Consider the following 18,621-nt stretch of genomic DNA (forward strand, 5'->3'; position numbering starts at 1 on the left):
ATTCAGGCTGAAACTACGCCTCCACAGGAATTTTGCTTGGCCTCCCCGTGTGCCCCGTGTGCTCCGTGGTTCGTTCGTTGCTTAATCCGATAAGGTCTTTTTTGATTGGTAGCTGCTCAGCCCTGGTGCGGCCCGCGAGACGCGCACCGCACCGCCGGAAAACATTTTCTTGAAATCTATCTGAAGGGGCCAGGCAATGAACGGCCCTTTTCGTGCTTTTGCGGCGCCGCGCTAGGCCGCGCCGCGCTAGGCCGCGCCCCCAACATCCTCGCGCCGATCTTTACCACCAAGCCGCGAGCGGCCTCGCCCTCAGCCGCGAGATGGCCGAGAATCACGGCGGCGCACTCAGCGCTCGAACTCGCCAAGCAGCACCGAAGATTGTGCGGCGCGGTTGCGCCCAAACGGTGCAACGTTCTTGACCGTTCTCACCTGAAACGGTAAAACCGCTTCGCTTGAGCGCAATCCAAATCAAACGCTTTATCAACTTCCTGAGACCGCTTATGTTCATCGAACTTTTCAAAGAAGCGCGGCGCGCGGCCCTGGCTTCTGTCCAGCGTGGGTTCGCCGTGAAAAAGATCGTCTTCATTTTTGTTGCGATCTGCGCCTTTCCCGTTTCACTCCAAGCCGCCGACAGCGAGCGCGCGGCGTGGGAGCGGCAAGCCAAAAACGTCACCATCATGCGCGACGATTGGGGCATTGCGCATATCACGGGCAAGACGGATGCGGATGCGGTGTTTGGCATGCTTTATGCGCAGGCCGAAGACGATTTCAATCGCGTCGAAACGAATTACCTCAACGCGCTGGGGCGTTTGGCCGAAGCCGAAGGCGAAGCGGCGATTTACAGCGATTTGCGCATGAAACTTTTCATCACGCCCGAAGACTTGAAAGCCAAATACCAGGCGAGTCCGCTGTGGCTGAAAAAGTTGATGAACGCCTTTGCCGACGGCTTGAACTATTACCTTTACAAACACCCCGCCGTGAAACCCAAAGTCATCACGCGCTTTGAACCGTGGATGGCGCTCAGCTTTACCGAAGGCAGCATTGGCGGCGACATTGAGAGCATTAACCTGCGCCAGCTTGCCGACTTTTACGGTAAAGCCGCAGACGTTCGCACAGCCATTTTAGAAAAGCCCGATGCGGGCGAACCCGGCGGCTCGAACGGCTTTGCCATCGCGCCGAAAAATACGGCGGGCGGGCACGCGCTGTTGCTCATCAATCCGCACACCTCGTTTTTCTTCCGCGACGAAGTGCAGGTCACCAGCGGCGAAGGGCTGAACGCTTACGGCGCGGTCACGTGGGGGCAGTTTTTTGTTTATCAGGGATTCAACGAACGCTGCGGCTGGATGCACACTTCGAGCGGCGTAGACAACATTGACGAATATAGCGAAACCATCACCAAAAAAGGCAACGGTTATTTTTACCGTTACGCCAACGCCGAACGCCCGGTGGCGGTGAAGAAAATCAGCGTGCCGTATAAAACCGCCACTGGCATGGCCAACAAGGAATTCACCGTTTATCGCACGCATCACGGCCCCATCGTGCGCGAAGCCGATGGCAAATGGATCAGCGTGCGGTTGATGGAAGAACCCCTCAAAGCCCTGACGCAATCTTACAGCCGCACCAAAGCGCGCGATTACAAAGCGTTCCGCCAGACGCTGGAGCTGCATACGAACTCATCGAACAACACGATCTACGCCGACGCCGACGGCAACATCGCGTACTTCCACGCCAATTTCATCCCGCGCCGGGCTGCGCAGTTTGATTGGACGAAGCCCGTGGACGGCAGCGATCCGGCGACGGAATGGAAGGGCGTGCTTTCGCTGGATGAATCGCCGAAGTTATTTAACCCCGCCAACGGCTGGTTGTTTAACACCAACGACTCACCGTGGGCAGCGGCAGGCGCGAACAGTCCGAAACAAGGCGACTATCCCGCTTATGTCGAAACCTTCCCCGAAAACGCGCGCGGGTTGCACGCCGTCCGCGTGCTCGAAAACAAAAAAGACTTCACGCTTGATTCGCTCATTGCGGCAGCCTATGACAGCTATCTGACCGCGTTTGCCGAGATGATTCCGGCTTTGCTCAAGGCGTGGGACAACGCACCGGCGGGCGACCCGCTCAAGGCGAAACTGGCTGAACAAATCGCTTTATTGCGCGCTTGGGATTTGCGTTGGTCAGTTGATTCAACGGCTACGTCATTGGCGGTCTATTGGGGCGAAGACGTGTTGCGGCGCTTGAGCGACGGCGCGAATTTCCGTTCGGGCGCGTTGTCTGAACAGCAACTCGTTGCGCGTGCGCCGGGCGAACCATTGTTGCTGTCGCTCGTGGCAGCTTCAGACCGGTTGACGACAGATTTCGGTAGTTGGAAAACGCCGTGGGGTGAGATCAATCGCTTCCAACGCCTGACGGGCGACATCGTGCAAAAGTTCAATGACGCCGCGCCCAGCACACCTGTGATGTTCACCGCCGCGCGCTGGGGCTCACTGGCTTCGTTTGCTGCGCGGACGTATCCGGGTACGAAACGGATGTACGGCACCAGCGGCAACAGCTTCGTCGCCGTCGTCGAATTCGGCAAGCAGGTACGCGCCAAAGCCGTCACCGCCGGCGGCCTCAGCGACAACCCCGCGTCCAGGCATTTCAACGATCAGGCGAAGCGTTATAGCACGGGCGACTTGCGAGAGGTTTATTTTTACCGCGAGCAATTGAACGGGCATATCGAGCGGCAATACCATCCAGGGAAGTGAGCAAACGTCGCATTTTGCCGAGTTGAGAGCAATGAGCGAATGCCGCATTTTGCCGCGTTAGCGGCAATTGAATTTAGCCGTGGGTTTTCAACCCACGGTCAGCGTTGGATGAATTGCACGTTGCGTCAGCGACGATTGAAATGCGCGAACATTCAGGCGTCGCTGACGCGACGCGGGGTTACGTTTACGCCTTCCGTGGGTTGAAAACCTTGTCATTACCCACATCTTTCGTGTTTGGCGATTGTTGTCTTTTGCCCTGAAAGGGCTGTGGAGATTAGCCGGTGGTGAAACCACCGGAACCGAGCGCAGACAGTTCGCACCCCGGCAGGGGTGCCGGACGGAACCTCGAAGGACGGAATTTTTCATCACTGTGCTTCGGTCTCGCGCCCCTGCCGGGGCGCAAAGGCAATAACGGCGACATTTCCGGTGGTCTCACCACCGGCTAATCTCCGCTGCGCCTCCGGCGCAAAGAGAAAAGATTTGGGTAATGACAAGGGTTGAAACCCCACGGCTAAATTCAGCCGCCGCTCTGCGGCGAAGAAGAGGGGGCTTATGCCAGAGATTGACGAGAATACGGAAATCCTCGAAGACTATGAATCGTTGCCTGATCTGAACTCGGCTTATGTCACCCGTAATCGCCCAGCATTTGATGGAATTCTTCGTGAGCTTTCAAATGAACTTGCGGATGAGTACCGCGCGAAAATAGAAGAGAAAATTTGTAGATGGGCAACGGCAACCGTTGTACGCGCCTTTTACGACCGTCCTCCAGCTCGCGCCTACATTCAAGCAAAGATGTTGTACCGCGATGGTTTTTACGAAGCGGCAATCATGGTGTCACGCTCTATCGCTGAGATGATTTGTTATGACCGTTTGGATGGAATCACCCATCCATTTGGTACGATCCAACAGGTTGAACGAAAGAATTTCAGAGAACTAATAAGCTGGCTGGCTGCCAACGACCATCGGATTACGACAGCAGTTTTGGATGACTTAAATTCGCTTTATGACTTGGGAAACAACTATGTCCATCCAAAAGCAGGGCAAAACGCCAAGGATGATTCATTGAAGGCAGTGTATCTGATTGGTAAATCCGTTTTTGAAGTATATGGGGTCAAGTCGCCGAACGATATGGTTGGACGAGCAATCAAAACGCCTTACGCTGAATACCCTGATATTTGTGGAGGGACTAACTTCTGGCTTACAGGTTTCCTGACTCCAGAAGTAGCAATTGAACACATTCAGCGTCACAATCCCTCTTAATACGCAATACAACACAAGGAGCTTATGAGCGATTTCAACACTGGCATCGTCGGTCTCGGCTGGGTCGCCGGGGCGCATATCGAAACTTTCAAACACGTCAAAGGCGCAAAGGTCACGGCCGTATGTTCGCGCCGTCAACTGGACGAAAAGCAGTTGGAGCAGCAATATGGCACGCCGCTGAAGGTCTATCACGATTATGCGGCGATGCTGGCTGATCCTGACATTCACGTGATTGATATTTGCACGGAGCATCCGTTGCATCCCGAACAAGCCATCGCGGCGGCACAGGCGGGCAAGCACCTGATTATCGAAAAGCCGCTGGCGCTCAAATACGAAGACACGGTGCGGATGCGCGAGGCCATCAAGAACGCAGGCAACAAAGCGGGCGTGCAAGCAATGGTTTGTTTTGAAGTTCGTTTCAGCCAGCACGCGACGGCGATCAATGCGTTGTTGGACGAAGGCTTGCTGGGCGAATTGCATTACGGCGAGACCGATTATTATCACGGCATTGGCCCCTGGTACGGCCAGTTCCCCTGGAACGTCAAAAAGGACAAAGGCGGCAGCAGCCTGCTCACCGCCGGATGCCACGCGCTCGATATGCTGTTGATGGCGCTGGGCGGCAAGGTCGAAGAAGTCACTTCGTACAGCAATCGCAGCCGCAGCGAAATCTTTGCGCCGTATGAGTACGACACAACGCAAGTGACGATTCTCAAATTCAAAGATGGCAAGATTGGCAAAGTCGCTTCGGTGACCGATTGTTTGCAGCCCTATTACTTCCACATCCATCTCGTCGGCAGTGAGGGCAGCCTGCTCGACAATCGCTTCCATAGTCAGAAACTCAAGACCGATAAAAACAAGTGGAGCCAACTCGCCGTCGCGCCGGTGGATTCCGGCGACGTGAACGATCACCCGTATCAGCCGCAGTTTCAGGCTTTCGTGGATGCGTTAAACGCAGGCACGCCGATGCCGTTGACCGATTTCGAGACGGCCTTCCAATCGCACCGCGTCGTTTTTGCGGCGGACATGTCGGCGGTGCTGAGGCGTCCGGTGAAGCTGAGCGAGTTGGCAATATGAAAAGACTCGCCCACGAAGTCACACGAAGAAGACACGAAGCCTGTGCCGAGCTTCGTGTCTTCTTCGTGTGACTTCGTGGGCGGACGGTTTGTGCTTGGTTGAAATGCTCAACGCAATCTCCATTTCAAAATCCTACGCGGGCGTCCAGGCGCTCAAAGCTGCTTCCTTCGAATTGCGCGCGGGCGAGGTGCACGCGCTCGTGGGCGAAAACGGCGCGGGTAAATCCACGCTGATCAAGATCATCACGGGCGCAGTGCAGGCCGATAGCGGCGTGCTCGAACTCAACGGCCAGCCCCTCACGCAACACGACACGGCGCAAGCCAAACGCGCAGGCATCGCGGCGATCTACCAACAACCGGCGCTCTTTGCCGAACTGTCGGTCGCCGAGAATATCGCCTATGGTTACGAGCCAACCGGGCTGTGGCGGCGCGTGGATTGGCGCGCACGCACGGAACGCGCGGCGGCCTTGCTGCAACGTGTCGGCGCGCGGATTGATCCGGAGCGGCGCGCGGGCGACCTGACGATGCCCGAACAACAACTGGTTGAAATTGCGCGGGCCTTGGGACAGGACGCGCGCATCCTGATTATGGATGAGCCGACCGCGAGCCTGGGCGAAGCGGATGCGCAAAACCTCTTTCGCGTCGTGCGCGAGTTGCGCGCGTCGGGCGTCGGCATTGTTTACATCTCGCACCGTCTTGAAGAGCTTGCGCAAATCGCCGACCGCGTCACGGTGTTGCGCGATGGGCAAACGATTGAGACGCGCGCTATGCAAGGCGTCACGCGCGATGACCTGATTCGCCTGATGATCGGACGCGAGCTATCCGCTGTCTTTCCCAAGCGCGCCGTCAAACAAGGCGAAATCCTGCTCGAATTGCGCGGCCTGGGTTGCGCGGCTGCTGGTGTGCGCGATGTGAGTTTAAGCATTCGCGCGGGCGAGATCATCGGGTTGGCCGGATTGGTTGGCGCGGGCCGCACCGAACTGGCGCGCGTGCTGTTTGGCCTGACGCCCGCCGATGCCGGTGAAATCTGGGTGCAGGGCGAGCGCGTCACGATTGACAGCACGACGCGGGCGATTGCGCTGGGGCTTGCCTACGTGCCCGAAGACCGGCGGCGGCACGGCGTGGTGTTGCCGCTGGCGATCAGCGCGAATACGACGCTGGCGAGCCTGCCGCAATTCGCGCGCGCGGGCTGGCTGGATTTCAACGCCGAAGTCGCGCAGGCCGCCCGGATGGTCGAACAACTGGCGGTCAAAACGCCTTCGATCTTTGCGCCCGCCGGGAATCTGTCGGGCGGCAATCAGCAAAAAGTCGCGCTGGCGAAATGGCTGACGACCAAACCGCGCATCATCATTTTGGATGAGCCAACGCAGGGCATTGATGTTGGGGCGAAAGCCGAAATCCATCGGCTGATGTGCGACTTGGCTGAGCAGGGGCTGGCGGTGTTGATGATCTCTTCGGAATTGCCCGAAGTGCTGGGCATGAGCGACCGCATCGCCGTGCTGCACGCGGGCCGGCTTGCGGGCGTGCTGACGCGGGAAGAAGCGACACAAGAGAAAGTGCTGGCACTGGCGCTGGGGCATTAACCTGGGTACGCACCGCTTCCAGCGTGCAGACTTGGCATAAGACGGATTGATACTGAAAGGAAATCTTCCGGCTTGATTTCGTCTTACACCGCGACTGCACGCTGGAAGCGGTGCGTACCCAGGGTTGAGCAATGAGCAAATTCATCAACAAACATCAGCGTGAATTTTCAGTCGCGGTGGCCTATCTGGCGCTGTTGCTGTTGGTCGCGTTCGTTGCGCCGAACTTTTTCAGCGCGGCCAATCTGCGCGATCTGGCGTTGGGCAATGCCGCCGTGCTGATCGTTGCGGTCGGCATGACGCTGGTGATTCTGGCCGGACAGATTGACATCTCGGTCGGTTCGCAATTCGCCGTGTGCAGCATCGCGGCGGGCCTGCTGGCAAAAGCCGGTTGGCCGATGCCGTTGGTCGTGGTGGCGTTGGTGTTGCTGGGCGGATTGCTGGGCGCAACCAACGGCGCATTGGTCGCCTGGGCACGTATTCCGGCGATTGTGGTCACGCTGGCGACGATGGTGGCGTGGCGCGACGGCTTGCGCTGGCTGACCGAAGGCGCGTGGGTGCAGGGCTTGCCCGCCAGCTTTCAGTGGTTCGGCTTGGGGCAGACGGCGGGGCAGTGGTTGATCGTAAGCGGCGCGTTGGCCGTGTGGGCATTGGGCGCGTGGTGTTTGGGGCAGGTGGCAGCGGGGCGCGCGGTATACGCGGTCGGTTGCGATGAAGAGGCGGCGCGGCTGGCCGGCATTCAACCGCCGCGCGTGACCTTTGGCGTGTTCGCCTTGTTGGGCGCGTTGACGGGTTTGGCGGCGCTGCTCAATGCAATCCGCTTTTCCGACATTCAAAGCAACGCGGGCGTGGGCTTGGAGATGAAAGCCATCGCCGCCGTCGTGGTGGGCGGCACGGCGATCACGGGCGGGCGCGGAACGCTGGCGGGCACGTTGGTGGGCGTAGCCTTGCTGGGCACGATTGGGACGGCGCTGACCTTTGCGGGCGTCAATCCGTTTTGGGAGAAAGCGATTCAGGGCGCGATTATTCTGGCGGCGGTGTTTGCCGACGCCGCACTAGCAAAGTGGGGACATGCAAGAACCGAAGCCGTTACAGGTTGAACAACCATTGTGGGCGCGCCTATTCCCCAACAACGAGTGGGCGTTGCTGTTGCTGCTGTTGATCGAGGTCGCCATCTTCAGCGTGACGGGCGGCAACTTCCTGACGCGCGCGAATGGCTTTGAGCTGGTGCGGCTGAGCGTAGAGATTGGCCTGCTGGCGCTGGCCCTGACGCCAATCATCATCACGGGCGGGATTGATCTGTCGGTCGGTTCGTTGCTGGGCCTGGCAGCCGTCGTGTTCGGTGCGTTGACACGCAAGTATGGCTGGCCGCTTCCAGCGGCGGCGGGCGTGGCGTTGTTGATTGGCGCGAGTGGCGGCGGATTGAATGCCTGGTTGATTACGCGCTTCGGCTTGCCGCCGTTGATCGTGACGCTGGGTTCATTCTCGCTCTTTCGCGGTTTGGCCGAAGGGCTGACGGGCGCGGTTGAGAACTACACCGATTTTCCGGCCTCGTTTTTGTTCTTGGGTCAGGGCTATCTGGGCGGCGTGATTCCGGCGCAAATGATCGTGCTGGTCGTGGTGGCGCTGGGGTATTGGGCCTTGCAGCATCGCACGATCATCGGACGGGCGTTGCAGGCGATTGGCTATTCGCCCGAAGGCGCGCGGTATGCGGGCATCCCGGTCGAACGGCGCTTGCGGTTGATTTACGTGCTGTCTGGCTTGATGGCGAGCGTGGCGGCATTGATTTATGTCGCGCATCTGGGGCAGGCGAAATCGGATGCGGGGACGGGTTACGAATTGATGGCGATCACGGCGGTGGTGCTGGGCGGGACTTCGATCTATGGCGGGCGCGGGACGATATGGGGCACGTTGTTCGGTTTGGCGGCGCTGGTCGTGTTGCAGAATGGCTTGCGGTTGAGCGCGCTGCCGGCGGAGTTGGCGGGCATTCTGACAGGCGTGCTGCTGATCGGCGTGATTGTGTTGGATCGGCTTTCCGGGCTGCGGGTAGCCGCAACGGCGAAAGCCGGGAATCTGAAATCTGAAATTGAAAAATTTGAAATCGAAGAATTTGAAATGAAGAACTCACAAGTGGCGGTTATTTGCGCGGCGATTCTGGGCGCGGCGCTCATCATTGCGGGCAGCAATGCTTTATTGGTCAGTTCGCTGGTAAACCGCAATCAGTATTCGGCGGTGGCAAAAGTCGAATTGACCAAACCGGCAGTCAAAAAAATCGTGGTTGGCATGATGCCCAAAGAAAAAGGCGATCCCTATTTCATCAGTTGCCGCAAAGGGGCCGAAGAGGCCGCGCAGGAACTGGGCGTCGAATTGCTCTGGGATGGGCCAACCCAACTCGACGCGGCCAAGCAAAACGAAGTCGTCGAAGCCTGGATCACCAAAGGCGTAGACGTCATTGCCGTCAGCGTCGAAAACCAGGCGGGCATCTCGACCGTGTTGCGCAAGGCGCGCGCACGTGGCATTAAGGTTTTGACCTGGGACGCCGATGCGCAAAAGGACGCGCGCGACTTTCTGATCAATCAGGCGACGCCGCAAGGTATCGGCGACACGCTGACCGACGAAGCGGCGCGCATCCTGAACGGCAAAGGCGAATTCGCCATCATCACCGCTTCGTTGAGCGCGGCCAATCAGAACGAGTGGATCAAATACATCAAAGCGCGCATGGCCGAAAAGCATCCCGGCCTGAAGCTGGTCGCGATCCAGCCCAGCGATGGCGACCGCGATCGTGCGTTCACCGAAACGCAGAATGTGTTGAAGGTCTATCCCAACGTCAAACTGGTGATGGCGATTGCCGCGCCCGCCGTCCCCGGCGCTGCCGAAGCCGTCAAACAGTCGGGCCGCGCGGATGTGAAGGTGACGGGGTTGTCGCTGCCGAATATGTGCAAGCCCTACGTGCACGACGGCGTGATCGAAAGCATCGTGCTGTGGGACACGGGCAATCTAGGCTACCTGACGGTGAGCGCGGCGCGGGCGTTGAGTGCGGGCGAGTTGAAAGCTGGGGTGCTTTCTTTGACGGCGGGTAAGCTGGGCAAGATTGAGGTGAAAGGGGATGAAGTGATGCTGGGTGCGCCGTTTATTTTCAATAAGAGCAACATAGATAAATTCGATTTTTAACCACGAAGGCACACGAAGAAGACACGAAGCAATCGGCATCTCTTCGTGCTGCTTCGTGCTGCTTCGTGGGAAAGCAGTTCAGCATAGTTATCACAAGTAGCAATACGAAAAACCAAAAGGAAAAATGGGAAATCAATTCAAAGATCAAGTCGCAATCATCACCGGCGGAGCCAGTGGCATCGGTTTCGCCGTCGCCCAAAAGTTCATCAGCGAAGGCGCGCGGGTCGTTATCGTGGATCAACAGAAAGCGCCGCTCACCAAAGCGGCCAAGCAACTGGGGCCGAATGCTTCATCCGTCGTACTCGATGTGACCGACGACACTGCCGTCGCCAAGGCGATCAACAAGGTTGCCAAGCAACACGGGCGCATTGACATCCTGGTCAACAGCGCGGGCGTGACGGGCAAGACCAACGTCAAGACGCACGAGGTCGAATACGACAACTTCAAATTCGTGTTTGACGTGAATGTGAATGGCAGCTTCCTGATGGCGCGCGCGGTGTTGCCGCACATGCTCAAACGCAATTACGGGCGCATCGTGCACATCGCTTCGGTGGCGGGCAAAGAGGGGAATGCAGGGATGCTGGCCTATTCGGCTTCCAAGGCCGCCGTGATTGGGATGACCAAGGTGCAGGGCAAGGAATACGCCGAGACGGGTATTACGGTGAATGCCTTTGCGCCTGCCGTCATTCGCACGGCGATGGTAGATGCGTTGCCCGCAGCGCAAGTGGCATATATGACCGACAAGATTCCGATGAAACGTTGCGGCACCCTTGAAGAGGTCGCGCACATGATCGCGTTCATCGCTTCGCCGGGCGCGAGTTTTACGACGGGTTTTACATTCGATATGACGGGCGGGCGCGCGACGTACTAACGACGCGGGGCGATTGCCACAGAGGCACGGAGGCACAGAGCAAGATGAGAGGTGGCTGAGCCTGCGGCATCTCCTGTTTGTTTTACCTCTGTGACTCCGTGCCTCTGTGGCAAGACTGTTCTGAGGAGTGATTATGGGATGGTTTCGCAGACAAATTGATGAGTTGAAACTGCTGCTGTTTATGATGGTGGGCGTCAGTCCGCCGCGCGATTTGCAGGAGCGCATGGGCTTGATCAAGAGCGACGAGCAGAAAGTGGAAGAGGGCAAAGAGGAGCGCCGGGAAAAGGAGGCGGGATGATTCGCAAAGCATTTCTGATGCGGCTGAAACCCGGCCAGCAGGCCGAATATGAACAGCGCCACAACCCCATTTGGCCGGAGTTGCAGGCGGTGTTGCAGGCGCACGGCGTGCACAACTATTCGATCTTTCTGGATGCGGCGACCGACAAGCTGTTCGCCTACGCCGAGATCGAAGCGGAGGAGCGCTGGCAACAAATTGCGCGCACCGAAGTTTGCCGGCGCTGGTGGGCGCACATGCAACCGTTGATGCAGACCAATGCCGATAACAGTCCGGTGGCCATTGACCTGACCGAAGTGTTTCATTTGGATTGAAGAGTCTTTACCTGGGTACGCACCGCTTCCAGCGTGCGGACGTGGCGTCAGACCGAGTAATGCCGACAGGGTTTTCCTCCGGCATCAGTTTGTCCGCCGCCACGTCCGCACGCTGGAAGCGGTGCGTACCCAGGCATTCCGAGGAAAACGATGGGCGAACGATTGAAAAACAAAGTGGCGATTGTGACAGGTGGCAGCGCCGGCATAGGCCGCGCGACATGTGAAGTGTTTGCCGAAGAGGGGGCGAAAGTCGTCATCGCCGACATCGCTGATGAACAGGGCTTGGCGCTGGCTGAAGCGATCAAAGCCAACGGCGGGCAAGCGCTGTTTGTCCACACCGACATTGCCAGCGAAGGCAACGTGCGGCGGTTGGTGGACGAGACGGTCAAGGTTTTTGGCACAGTGGACGTATTGGTCAACAACGCGGCGACCTTTGTGTTGAAAGGAGTGGAGGCTTCGGTGGCGGATTGGTGGCGGAGCCTGAGCGTCAACGTCATCGGCACTGCGCTCGTGACCAAGTATTGCGTCGAGGTGATGAAGCGCAACAACGGCGGCCAGGGGAAAGGCGCGATTATCAATCTGGCTTCGATTTCCAGCTTTATCGCGCAGCCGAATTTTGTGACCTACAGCGCCACCAAAGCCGCGCTCTTGCAGATGACCAAAAACCTGGCGCTCGATTTGGGGCCGTTCAACATCCGCGTCAACGCGGTTTGCCCCGGCACGATTGTCACGCAAGCCACCGATCACCACCGTGCGCTGACCGGCATCACACAGGAAGAATTCGAGGCCGCCGAAGCGCCGCATTACATGCTCAAACGCATCGGCCAGCCGCGCGAAGTGGCCTATCCGATTCTCTTCCTGGCTTCAGAGGAAGCGTCGTTTATTACAGCGGCGCATTTGATGGTAGATGGTGGATACGTGGCGCAATAGATAAAGGAATGGGGCCACGTCATCAAAGACCGAGCATCACGAGAATCGCCACCGCGCCCAGACACACGCCAAAGGGCATCGCCGTATTGAACCCGTCTTTGCTATAGCGCGCCACGATCAGGCCCGCGATGGCGCCGAGGATTGAGCCGTAGAGCAACACGCCGAACGCCGGATACCAGCCCAGAAAGCCGCCAATCACCGCCATCATCTTGACATCGCCCAGGCCCATGCCTTCGGCGCGGCGCAGCACAAAATAAAGCGCCCGCAAGACCCACAGAATGCTGGCCGCCACGACGGCGCCGAAGCAGGCATTTTGTAAGGCGTGATAAGCGCGTTCATAAATCAATGGGTTGACCGTGGCATAGCGGTAAACCAGTCCGGCCCAAACTGCCGCCAGCAAAAAACCGAACAGCAACAGCGCGACGACTACGCGCTGGCGCTGGCGTTCACGTCCGGCGCTGGCGGCTATTTCGTCAGAGCTTGCTTCAGCTTGCTCAGCCAGTTGATCGGATTCACTTACGTCATCCGGTTCTTCCTCGAAATAGCGGTCGAACAACAACGCATCCAGCCAGTCCAAGAACAGGAAGGAAGGCGCGGCGAGTGCCAAGATCAACCCGCCATAAAGCGCGGCTTCGTTCGTGGCAAAGTTGTTGGCCGCCAACTGCGGCGGCGTGAAGGCCTCAATCTGTGTTAGTCCCGCGACGTGCCCACCGCTGCGCAATGCCTGGACTAAAAAGACGCTGACAAACGCCGGGTAGGTGATGACATCCGGCAAGAGGTGATGTTGGGCATCAATGAAAACCAGCGCCAGCATCGCGGCTCCGAACGCCATTTGCGCCAGCGCCCACCACTCCGCGCCCGTGCGCCAAACGATGGCGGCAAACAGCAGCGCCGTCAGCAACTCTACCGCCGGATAACGCCACGCGATGGCCGTTTGGCACTGGTGGCAACGCCCGCGCAAGAGCGCGAAACTCAGCAACGGGATGTTGTCATAAGGCCGCAGCTTCGTTTGGCAATGCGGGCAATGCGAAGCGGGTAGTGTGATGGATTGGCCCAACGGTATGCGATGGATGACGACGTTGAGAAAGCTGCCTAGCGCCAGACCGCAGAGGGCTGCCAAAGCGATGTAATAACCAAGCGGTAGATTGAGTTCGGAAAGAGAAAACATGCGTGTTGTTGAGGATGCTGAAACTGTTGCGATGCGTGCGTGAATGCGGGCGCATTAGACGGATTGCCGCCGCGTTTTGTCAAACACTTTGTCCGAAACGCCCGGACATAAGCCCGCCAAGCGGCTTCCGTTCTGAATATGAATTGATTTTCTGCGCCCTGCCAGGATGCCAAACGCGCCAAGCCGGGAAGTGTTCCTGTTTTATCCTAGCGCGGAGGTGGCGCGTTTTACGGCTTGACGGTGAACTCGGTTCCCCCCAGTGCCTTTGCGAAGTCCTCAAAACGTCTGCCAAAGACACTATCCTGACTCCTGATTCCTGACTCCTGATCCCTGATAGCTTGAAAATCAGCCGGCATTTTTAGGTTATCAGGGATCAGGAGTCAGGAATCAGGAGTCAGTCAAGCCACTCAGATGCTCTTGTTAGCGACTATGCAAAAGCCCCGCAGTTCCCACTGGTTTTGTCCGATGACAGTGGCGCGGTGCGGGGGGCTTGGATTAAAGTTGCGGCGATGCCATTGAGAATCTTGCAAGTTTGTTCCGCCGACGGTTTTGGCGGAGGTGAACGCCACGTCGCCGATTTGACACGCGCGTTGCTCGAACGCGAGCACGAGGTGCATCTGGCCGTGCGTCCGGCTGCGCCATTGCGCGAAGCGCTGACCACGCCGCGCGTGCAATGGCACGAACTCGGTTTGCGCAACTCGCTGGACGTGATGAGCGCCTGGCAATTGGCCGAGGTCATCCGGCGCGAACGCATTGACGTATTGCACGCGCACGTCGGGCGCGATTACACCTTCTGTGGGATTGCGGCGCGCATGGTACGGCGCGATCAGCCGGTGCGGTTTTTTCTGACGCGCCATCATTTCAATCCGCTCAAAGCCAATCCGGTATACGCCTGGACGATTGGCGAGGCGCGCAAACTCATTGCCGTCTCGCAAAGCGTCGAGCAACGCCTGCACGAAGCTTTTCCGCAACTGGCCGCGCGCACGGTGGTGATTCCCAACTGGGTGGATTTGCGGCGCGTCGGCAAACTCAGCATCGAAGTCGCACGCGGCCTGTTGGGCGTCAAACGCAATTGGTGCATCGGTATCGTCGGGCAATTGACGCCGCTCAAACGGCAAGACCTGTTCATCCACGCCGCCGCGCAACTGATTCGCGAACGCAACTGGACGGATGTCGAATTCGTGATCGCCGGCGCGCCCGGTCAAAGCGCGACCGATGAAGCTTATGCCGCCGAACTGCGCGCGCAGGCCGAACAGTTAGGCATCAGCGAGCAGGTGCGGTTTCTAGGCCACATCAACGAACTGCCCATGCGGTTGCGCGCCTTTGATGTGGTGGTCGTGCCCTCAGATAACGAAGCCTTTTCGCTGGCGCTGGTCGAAGCGATGGCTGCGGAATGTGCCGTCATCGCCACCCGCGTCGGCGGCATGAAAGAGATTGTGGAAGACGAAGTCACTGGCCTGCTGATCGAACCGGATGATGAATGGGCGCTGAGCACAGCCATTTCACGCCTGCTGGTGGATCGGTCAATGCGCTTGAAAATGGGGGCGGCGGCGCGGGCCTGCGTGATTGAACGTTATGAGCGCGGCAGCGTGATTGACCGGATCGAAGAACTTTATCTAACGGCGTAAAACATGAAACAGGATGGACGGGATGGGCAGGATTTACAGGAGAGAGATTGAGATAGGACTTACGCTGAAGCATTGCCACAGAGGCACGGAGACACAGAGGAAAGGCTTGCAAGACCGGAAACCTAGCTCTCTGGCTCTGTGTCTCCGTGCCTCTGTGGCAAAGTTTCCGGCTTTTGCGTAAGTCCTATGAGAATGCTTTCTTCCCTTTGGTTTCATCCTGTGAATCCTGCCCATCCCGTCCAGCCTGTTTTGATCTTTCATTGGCGCGTTACGCAACGTTCAACCAAACTCTCCATGCGTTCCAGCGAAGCTGTCCAGTTGTGATGCGACAGCATACGCGCGCGCCCCGCCGCCGCCAGCCGCGCGCGTTCGTCCGCATTGTTCATCAGCCGCAATGCTGCCTGGGCATATTCTTCCGGCGCATTCCCGACCAATAAATGCTGCTCCGGCTCGGCGTCCACGCCTTTGACGGCCACGGCGCTGGTGATGACGGGCACGCCCAGCGCCAGCGCTTCGAGAATTTTGTTTTGCGTGCCGCGCGCGATGCTGAGCGGCGCGATCATGGCCGCCGAACGCAACACATACGGGCGCACATCCGGCACCGAGCCCGTCACCTCTATGCCCGGTAACTCGCCAAGCTTGCGAATGGCGGGCGCGGGTTCAGCGCCGACAATGAGCAAGCGGGCGTTGGGTCGTTGCGCGCGAATGTGCGGCCAAGTCTGCGCGCAAAACCGCAACATGCATTCCTGGTTGGGGTAATAATCCATCCGCCCGATGAAGCTCAGCACATCGGGATCGTAGGCGGTGCCATCAGGCTGAAAGTATTCGGCATCCACGCCGTTCGGGAACCAGGCGCAATCGCTGGCCGTCCCGAAACGTTCCAGCGTCTCCAATTCGGCGCGCGTCGTGACCGTACATAAATCGAATTGCGCGGCCAACTGTTTTTCGGCGTGTTGCAGCTTCACACCTTCCAGCCAATAGCCCAGCGCCAGGGGGAACGGTTTGTAGCGCGCATACTCCAGCCATTTCTGCGAATCCATATCGCCGAAGTCCAGCAGCTTGGGAATGTGGCGCACGTGGGTGACATAGGGTGCGACCGAGGAACAGTGCACAAAAATCAGATCGAAGTGTTGGCTGGCCAGCAATTCATCAATCGTCCGTTTGAGCGCGGGCGCATAAAAATATCCCATCGAAGACGGACCGGGCGTGAACAGCCGTCCGACCATGCGCGCCGTTTGTTGCGGCGCATGCACGCGCGCCATCGCGTAGCGGGCGCAATAAGGCGCAATGCCCGCGCCCTCGTGCGCTTCGCCGTCAGAGCGCGCCAGCGAACAGACAGTGACGCCATGCCCGCGTTCGCTGAGATGGCGAATCATATTGAACGGGCGAATTTTCCCGCCGCGTTTGGGCGGAAAAGGGAAGCGATGGCAGATGTAGAGGATGTTTAGCATAGGGGGAATTGAGGTAGTACGAGGAGCGGCAGCGCCCTGGGTACGCACCGCTTCCAGCGTGCAGGCTTGGCAATTGACGCAATCAAATTGACTGTGTCTTTGAATCAGTCCTGCACGCTGGAAGCGGTGCGCACCCAGATTGGCGTCAAGCTTGGTGCCGCAGTTGTGCTTTCAATTCATCAGCCAAATCCGGCGCCGCGCGTCCATCCAGATAAAGTTGCGCCCACAACTCAAAATTCAACAGCGCCAGCAGGGCATCAGTGTAATCCTCACGCCGCGTGCGATGGGCCGTGATCAATTCGGTGACAGCGGATGGTTCAAACAAGCCGCGCCGTTGCAAGTTTGCCGGACTGAGCACCGCGCACAGCATGTGCGACAGTTCGCCTTTCAACCACGCGCCCACCGGCATGCCAAAACCGCGTTTGGGTCGGTCGAGAATGTCTGGCGGCAGCAGGCCGCTGAGCGCGCGTTTCAACAGATGCTTCAATTGTCCATCACGTACTTTGACGGCTTCGGGCATGGCGGCGGCCAACTCCACCAGGTCTTGATCCAGCAATGGCACGCGGCATTCGAGCGAGACGGCCATGCTCATCTTGTCAGTCAGCAACAACAAATCGTCCGGCAATTGCGTCTGCCAATCCACCGTCACCATGCGGTTGAGCGCGTCGGCGCTGTGCGCCTTGGCGAAGGCCGCCAGCAACGGGTCTTCGGCGTGTGCGGGCTGCTGAATCAATAAACGCTGCGCCAGTGTCGACGGCAGCAATTGCAGGTACGCGCGATAGCGCTCTTCAAACGAAAGGTCGGCGCTGGCGATGAAGGCCTTCGCCAAGCGCAATTGGTTGAGCAGGCCCGAATGTCTATCGCTGGGCAAATGGCGGCTGACGGCGCGCGCGCCCTGTTTTAGCCAGCCCGGCAAGCGCGTAAATTGCGCGGCGTAATGATTGCCCAAGTAGCGGCGATACCCGCCAAACAATTCATCGCCGCCGACGCCCGACAGAATCACGGTGACCTCGCGCCGCGCGAATTCCGAAACCAGATAGGTCGTCATAAACGCGCTGTCGGCCAGCGGTTCGTCCAGATGCCAGAGCAGCTTGGGCAGCAGGCCGACGACATCGGGTTTGACAATGATTTCGTGATGCTCAGTGCCGAATAGTTCGGCTACGCGGCGCGCATGGGGCAATTCGTTGTAAAGCGCTTCGGCGGCCCCGCCTTCAAACCCAATCGAATAGGTCTTGACCGGCTGGTTCGTCGCTTGCGCCATCAAGCCGACGACGGCGCTCGAATCAATTCCGCCTGACAGGAAGGCGCCGATAGGCACATCGCTGACCATCTGACGCTCGACGGCGGTTTGAATGGCGGCGCGTGTGCGCTCGGCCCATTCGTCTTCGCTGGTCGCACGTTCCAATGTTTCGGGCATTTGCCAGTATTGACGCGTCTCGACGCGCCCGCCTTCGACAGACAACAACGCAGCGACGGGCAGTTTGCGGATGCCCGCAAACAACGTGTGCGGCGCGGCGACATAACCCAATTGCAAATACGATTGCAGCGCGGTCTGATCAACTTCTGGGGTGAAACCGGGCAGCGTGAGTATGGCTTTGGCTTCGCTGGCAAAGACCAGGCGGCGTCCGTCTTCGTGTACGTACAACGGCTTGATGCCCAGGCGGTCGCGCCCAAGCAACAAACGCCGCCGCCGCGCATCCCACAAGGCAAAGCCGAACATGCCGTTGAGCCGCAAGATGAATTCATCGCCCCATTGTTCGTAGGCGTGTAGCAGTGTCTCGCTGTCAGAGTCAGTGCGGAAGCGATGGCCGTGGGGTTCCAATATGCGGCGCAATTCGCGGTAGTTGTAAATCTCGCCGTTGCAGACCAGCCAGAGCGATTCGTCTGCGTTGGTCAGCGGCTGATGTCCGCCCGCCAGATCAATGATCGAAAGCCGCCGCATGCCGATGGCGCACGGCCCGTCAACGTGAAAGCCGCTGTCATCGGGGCCGCGATGGTGCGTGACCGCGCCCATTGTTGTGAGCAACGCGCTGTTTACGGGCTGACCATTCAGATCAATGATGCCAAAGATGCCGCACATAGGGCGTGAAGGTAGCGTGAGACTTGGCATGTGGCAAGGTTTTTGGCGCGGACGCACCG

The 18,621-nt window shown here is 58.5% G+C and carries 14 protein-coding genes; 11 read left to right on the top strand and 3 right to left on the bottom strand.

What is annotated here, in order from left to right; all coding sequences use genetic code 11:
• Positions 1-500 precede the first annotated feature (500 nt).
• The 10 genes from HY011_11100 (at position 501) to HY011_11145 (ending at position 12,235) form a co-directional block, all read left to right on the top strand.
• Positions 501-2,741: an acylase gene (locus HY011_11100; GenBank protein MBI3423474.1), complete on the top strand. Its 2,241-nt coding sequence runs from the start codon at positions 501-503 to the stop codon at positions 2,739-2,741.
• A gap of 552 nt (positions 2,742-3,293) precedes the next feature.
• Positions 3,294-4,001 (top strand): hypothetical protein, encoded by a 708-nt coding sequence (locus HY011_11105; GenBank protein ID MBI3423475.1) that lies wholly within the window; start codon positions 3,294-3,296, stop codon positions 3,999-4,001.
• A gap of 24 nt (positions 4,002-4,025) precedes the next feature.
• On the top strand, positions 4,026-5,075 hold the full coding sequence (locus HY011_11110; protein MBI3423476.1) for a Gfo/Idh/MocA family oxidoreductase: 1,050 nt from the start codon (positions 4,026-4,028) through the stop codon (positions 5,073-5,075).
• Positions 5,076-5,178: 103 nt separating this feature from the next.
• A complete protein-coding gene (locus HY011_11115) occupies positions 5,179-6,657 on the top strand; it encodes a sugar ABC transporter ATP-binding protein (protein ID MBI3423477.1) in 1,479 nt (492 codons plus the stop codon).
• A gap of 131 nt (positions 6,658-6,788) precedes the next feature.
• Complete coding sequence (locus HY011_11120; GenBank protein ID MBI3423478.1) at positions 6,789-7,754, top strand: ABC transporter permease; 966 nt, start codon at positions 6,789-6,791, stop codon at positions 7,752-7,754.
• On the top strand, positions 7,726-9,825 hold the full coding sequence (locus tag HY011_11125) for a substrate-binding domain-containing protein (protein MBI3423479.1): 2,100 nt from the start codon (positions 7,726-7,728) through the stop codon (positions 9,823-9,825). Before HY011_11120 ends, HY011_11125 begins: the two co-directional genes overlap by 29 nt.
• Positions 9,826-9,949: 124 nt before the next feature.
• Positions 9,950-10,696 carry an SDR family oxidoreductase gene (locus HY011_11130; protein ID MBI3423480.1) on the top strand — a complete coding sequence of 249 codons (747 nt, stop codon included), beginning with the start codon at positions 9,950-9,952 and terminating at the stop codon, positions 10,694-10,696.
• A gap of 133 nt (positions 10,697-10,829) precedes the next feature.
• The gene (locus HY011_11135; protein MBI3423481.1) at positions 10,830-10,994 is read left to right on the top strand and encodes a hypothetical protein; all 165 of its coding nucleotides are present in this window, start codon (positions 10,830-10,832) and stop codon (positions 10,992-10,994) included.
• Positions 10,991-11,305: an L-rhamnose mutarotase gene (gene rhaM, locus HY011_11140; GenBank protein ID MBI3423482.1), complete on the top strand. Its 315-nt coding sequence runs from the start codon at positions 10,991-10,993 to the stop codon at positions 11,303-11,305. Before HY011_11135 ends, rhaM begins: the two co-directional genes overlap by 4 nt.
• 150 nt (positions 11,306-11,455) lie before the next feature.
• Positions 11,456-12,235 carry a glucose 1-dehydrogenase gene (locus HY011_11145; protein MBI3423483.1) on the top strand — a complete coding sequence of 260 codons (780 nt, stop codon included), beginning with the start codon at positions 11,456-11,458 and terminating at the stop codon, positions 12,233-12,235.
• Between the two features lie 22 nt (positions 12,236-12,257).
• Here the strand turns inward: HY011_11145 and HY011_11150 are convergent, their stop codons facing one another.
• Positions 12,258-13,403 carry a prepilin peptidase gene (locus HY011_11150; protein MBI3423484.1) on the bottom strand — a complete coding sequence of 382 codons (1,146 nt, stop codon included), beginning with the start codon at positions 13,401-13,403 and terminating at the stop codon, positions 12,258-12,260.
• 509 nt (positions 13,404-13,912) lie between these two features.
• On the opposite strand from HY011_11150, the gene HY011_11155 reads away from it, so the two are divergent.
• Positions 13,913-15,031, top strand: a complete 1,119-nt coding sequence (locus tag HY011_11155; protein ID MBI3423485.1) for a glycosyltransferase family 4 protein — start codon at positions 13,913-13,915, stop codon at positions 15,029-15,031.
• A gap of 257 nt (positions 15,032-15,288) precedes the next feature.
• Here HY011_11155 and HY011_11160 read toward each other — a convergent pair whose 3' ends face one another.
• Both HY011_11160 and asnB read right to left on the bottom strand, forming a co-directional pair.
• Positions 15,289-16,482, bottom strand: coding sequence for a TIGR03087 family PEP-CTERM/XrtA system glycosyltransferase (locus tag HY011_11160; GenBank protein MBI3423486.1), 1,194 nt, complete (start codon positions 16,480-16,482; stop codon positions 15,289-15,291).
• 145 nt (positions 16,483-16,627) lie between these two features.
• Positions 16,628-18,562 carry an asparagine synthase (glutamine-hydrolyzing) gene (gene asnB / locus HY011_11165; GenBank protein ID MBI3423487.1) on the bottom strand — a complete coding sequence of 645 codons (1,935 nt, stop codon included), beginning with the start codon at positions 18,560-18,562 and terminating at the stop codon, positions 16,628-16,630.
• Between the last annotated feature and the right edge of the window lie 59 nt (positions 18,563-18,621).

The organism is Acidobacteriota bacterium, from assembly GCA_016196035.1.
Classification (GTDB): Bacteria; Acidobacteriota; Blastocatellia; order RBC074; family RBC074; genus JACPYM01.

Coding starts and splice junctions, on each gene's coding strand:
- HY011_11160 (MBI3423486.1), bottom strand. CDS start 16,482: ATGCTAAACATCCTCTACATCTGCCATCGCTTCCCTTTTCCGCCCAAA.
- HY011_11130 (MBI3423480.1), top strand. CDS start 9,950: ATGGGAAATCAATTCAAAGATCAAGTCGCAATCATCACCGGCGGAGCC.
- HY011_11150 (MBI3423484.1), bottom strand. CDS start 13,403: ATGTTTTCTCTTTCCGAACTCAATCTACCGCTTGGTTATTACATCGCT.
- HY011_11145 (MBI3423483.1), top strand. CDS start 11,456: ATGGGCGAACGATTGAAAAACAAAGTGGCGATTGTGACAGGTGGCAGC.
- HY011_11115 (MBI3423477.1), top strand. CDS start 5,179: ATGCTCAACGCAATCTCCATTTCAAAATCCTACGCGGGCGTCCAGGCG.
- HY011_11105 (MBI3423475.1), top strand. CDS start 3,294: ATGCCAGAGATTGACGAGAATACGGAAATCCTCGAAGACTATGAATCG.
- asnB (MBI3423487.1), bottom strand. CDS start 18,562: ATGTGCGGCATCTTTGGCATCATTGATCTGAATGGTCAGCCCGTAAAC.
- HY011_11135 (MBI3423481.1), top strand. CDS start 10,830: ATGGGATGGTTTCGCAGACAAATTGATGAGTTGAAACTGCTGCTGTTT.
- HY011_11155 (MBI3423485.1), top strand. CDS start 13,913: ATGCCATTGAGAATCTTGCAAGTTTGTTCCGCCGACGGTTTTGGCGGA.
- HY011_11125 (MBI3423479.1), top strand. CDS start 7,726: ATGCAAGAACCGAAGCCGTTACAGGTTGAACAACCATTGTGGGCGCGC.
- HY011_11100 (MBI3423474.1), top strand. CDS start 501: ATGTTCATCGAACTTTTCAAAGAAGCGCGGCGCGCGGCCCTGGCTTCT.
- HY011_11110 (MBI3423476.1), top strand. CDS start 4,026: ATGAGCGATTTCAACACTGGCATCGTCGGTCTCGGCTGGGTCGCCGGG.
- HY011_11120 (MBI3423478.1), top strand. CDS start 6,789: ATGAGCAAATTCATCAACAAACATCAGCGTGAATTTTCAGTCGCGGTG.
- rhaM (MBI3423482.1), top strand. CDS start 10,991: ATGATTCGCAAAGCATTTCTGATGCGGCTGAAACCCGGCCAGCAGGCC.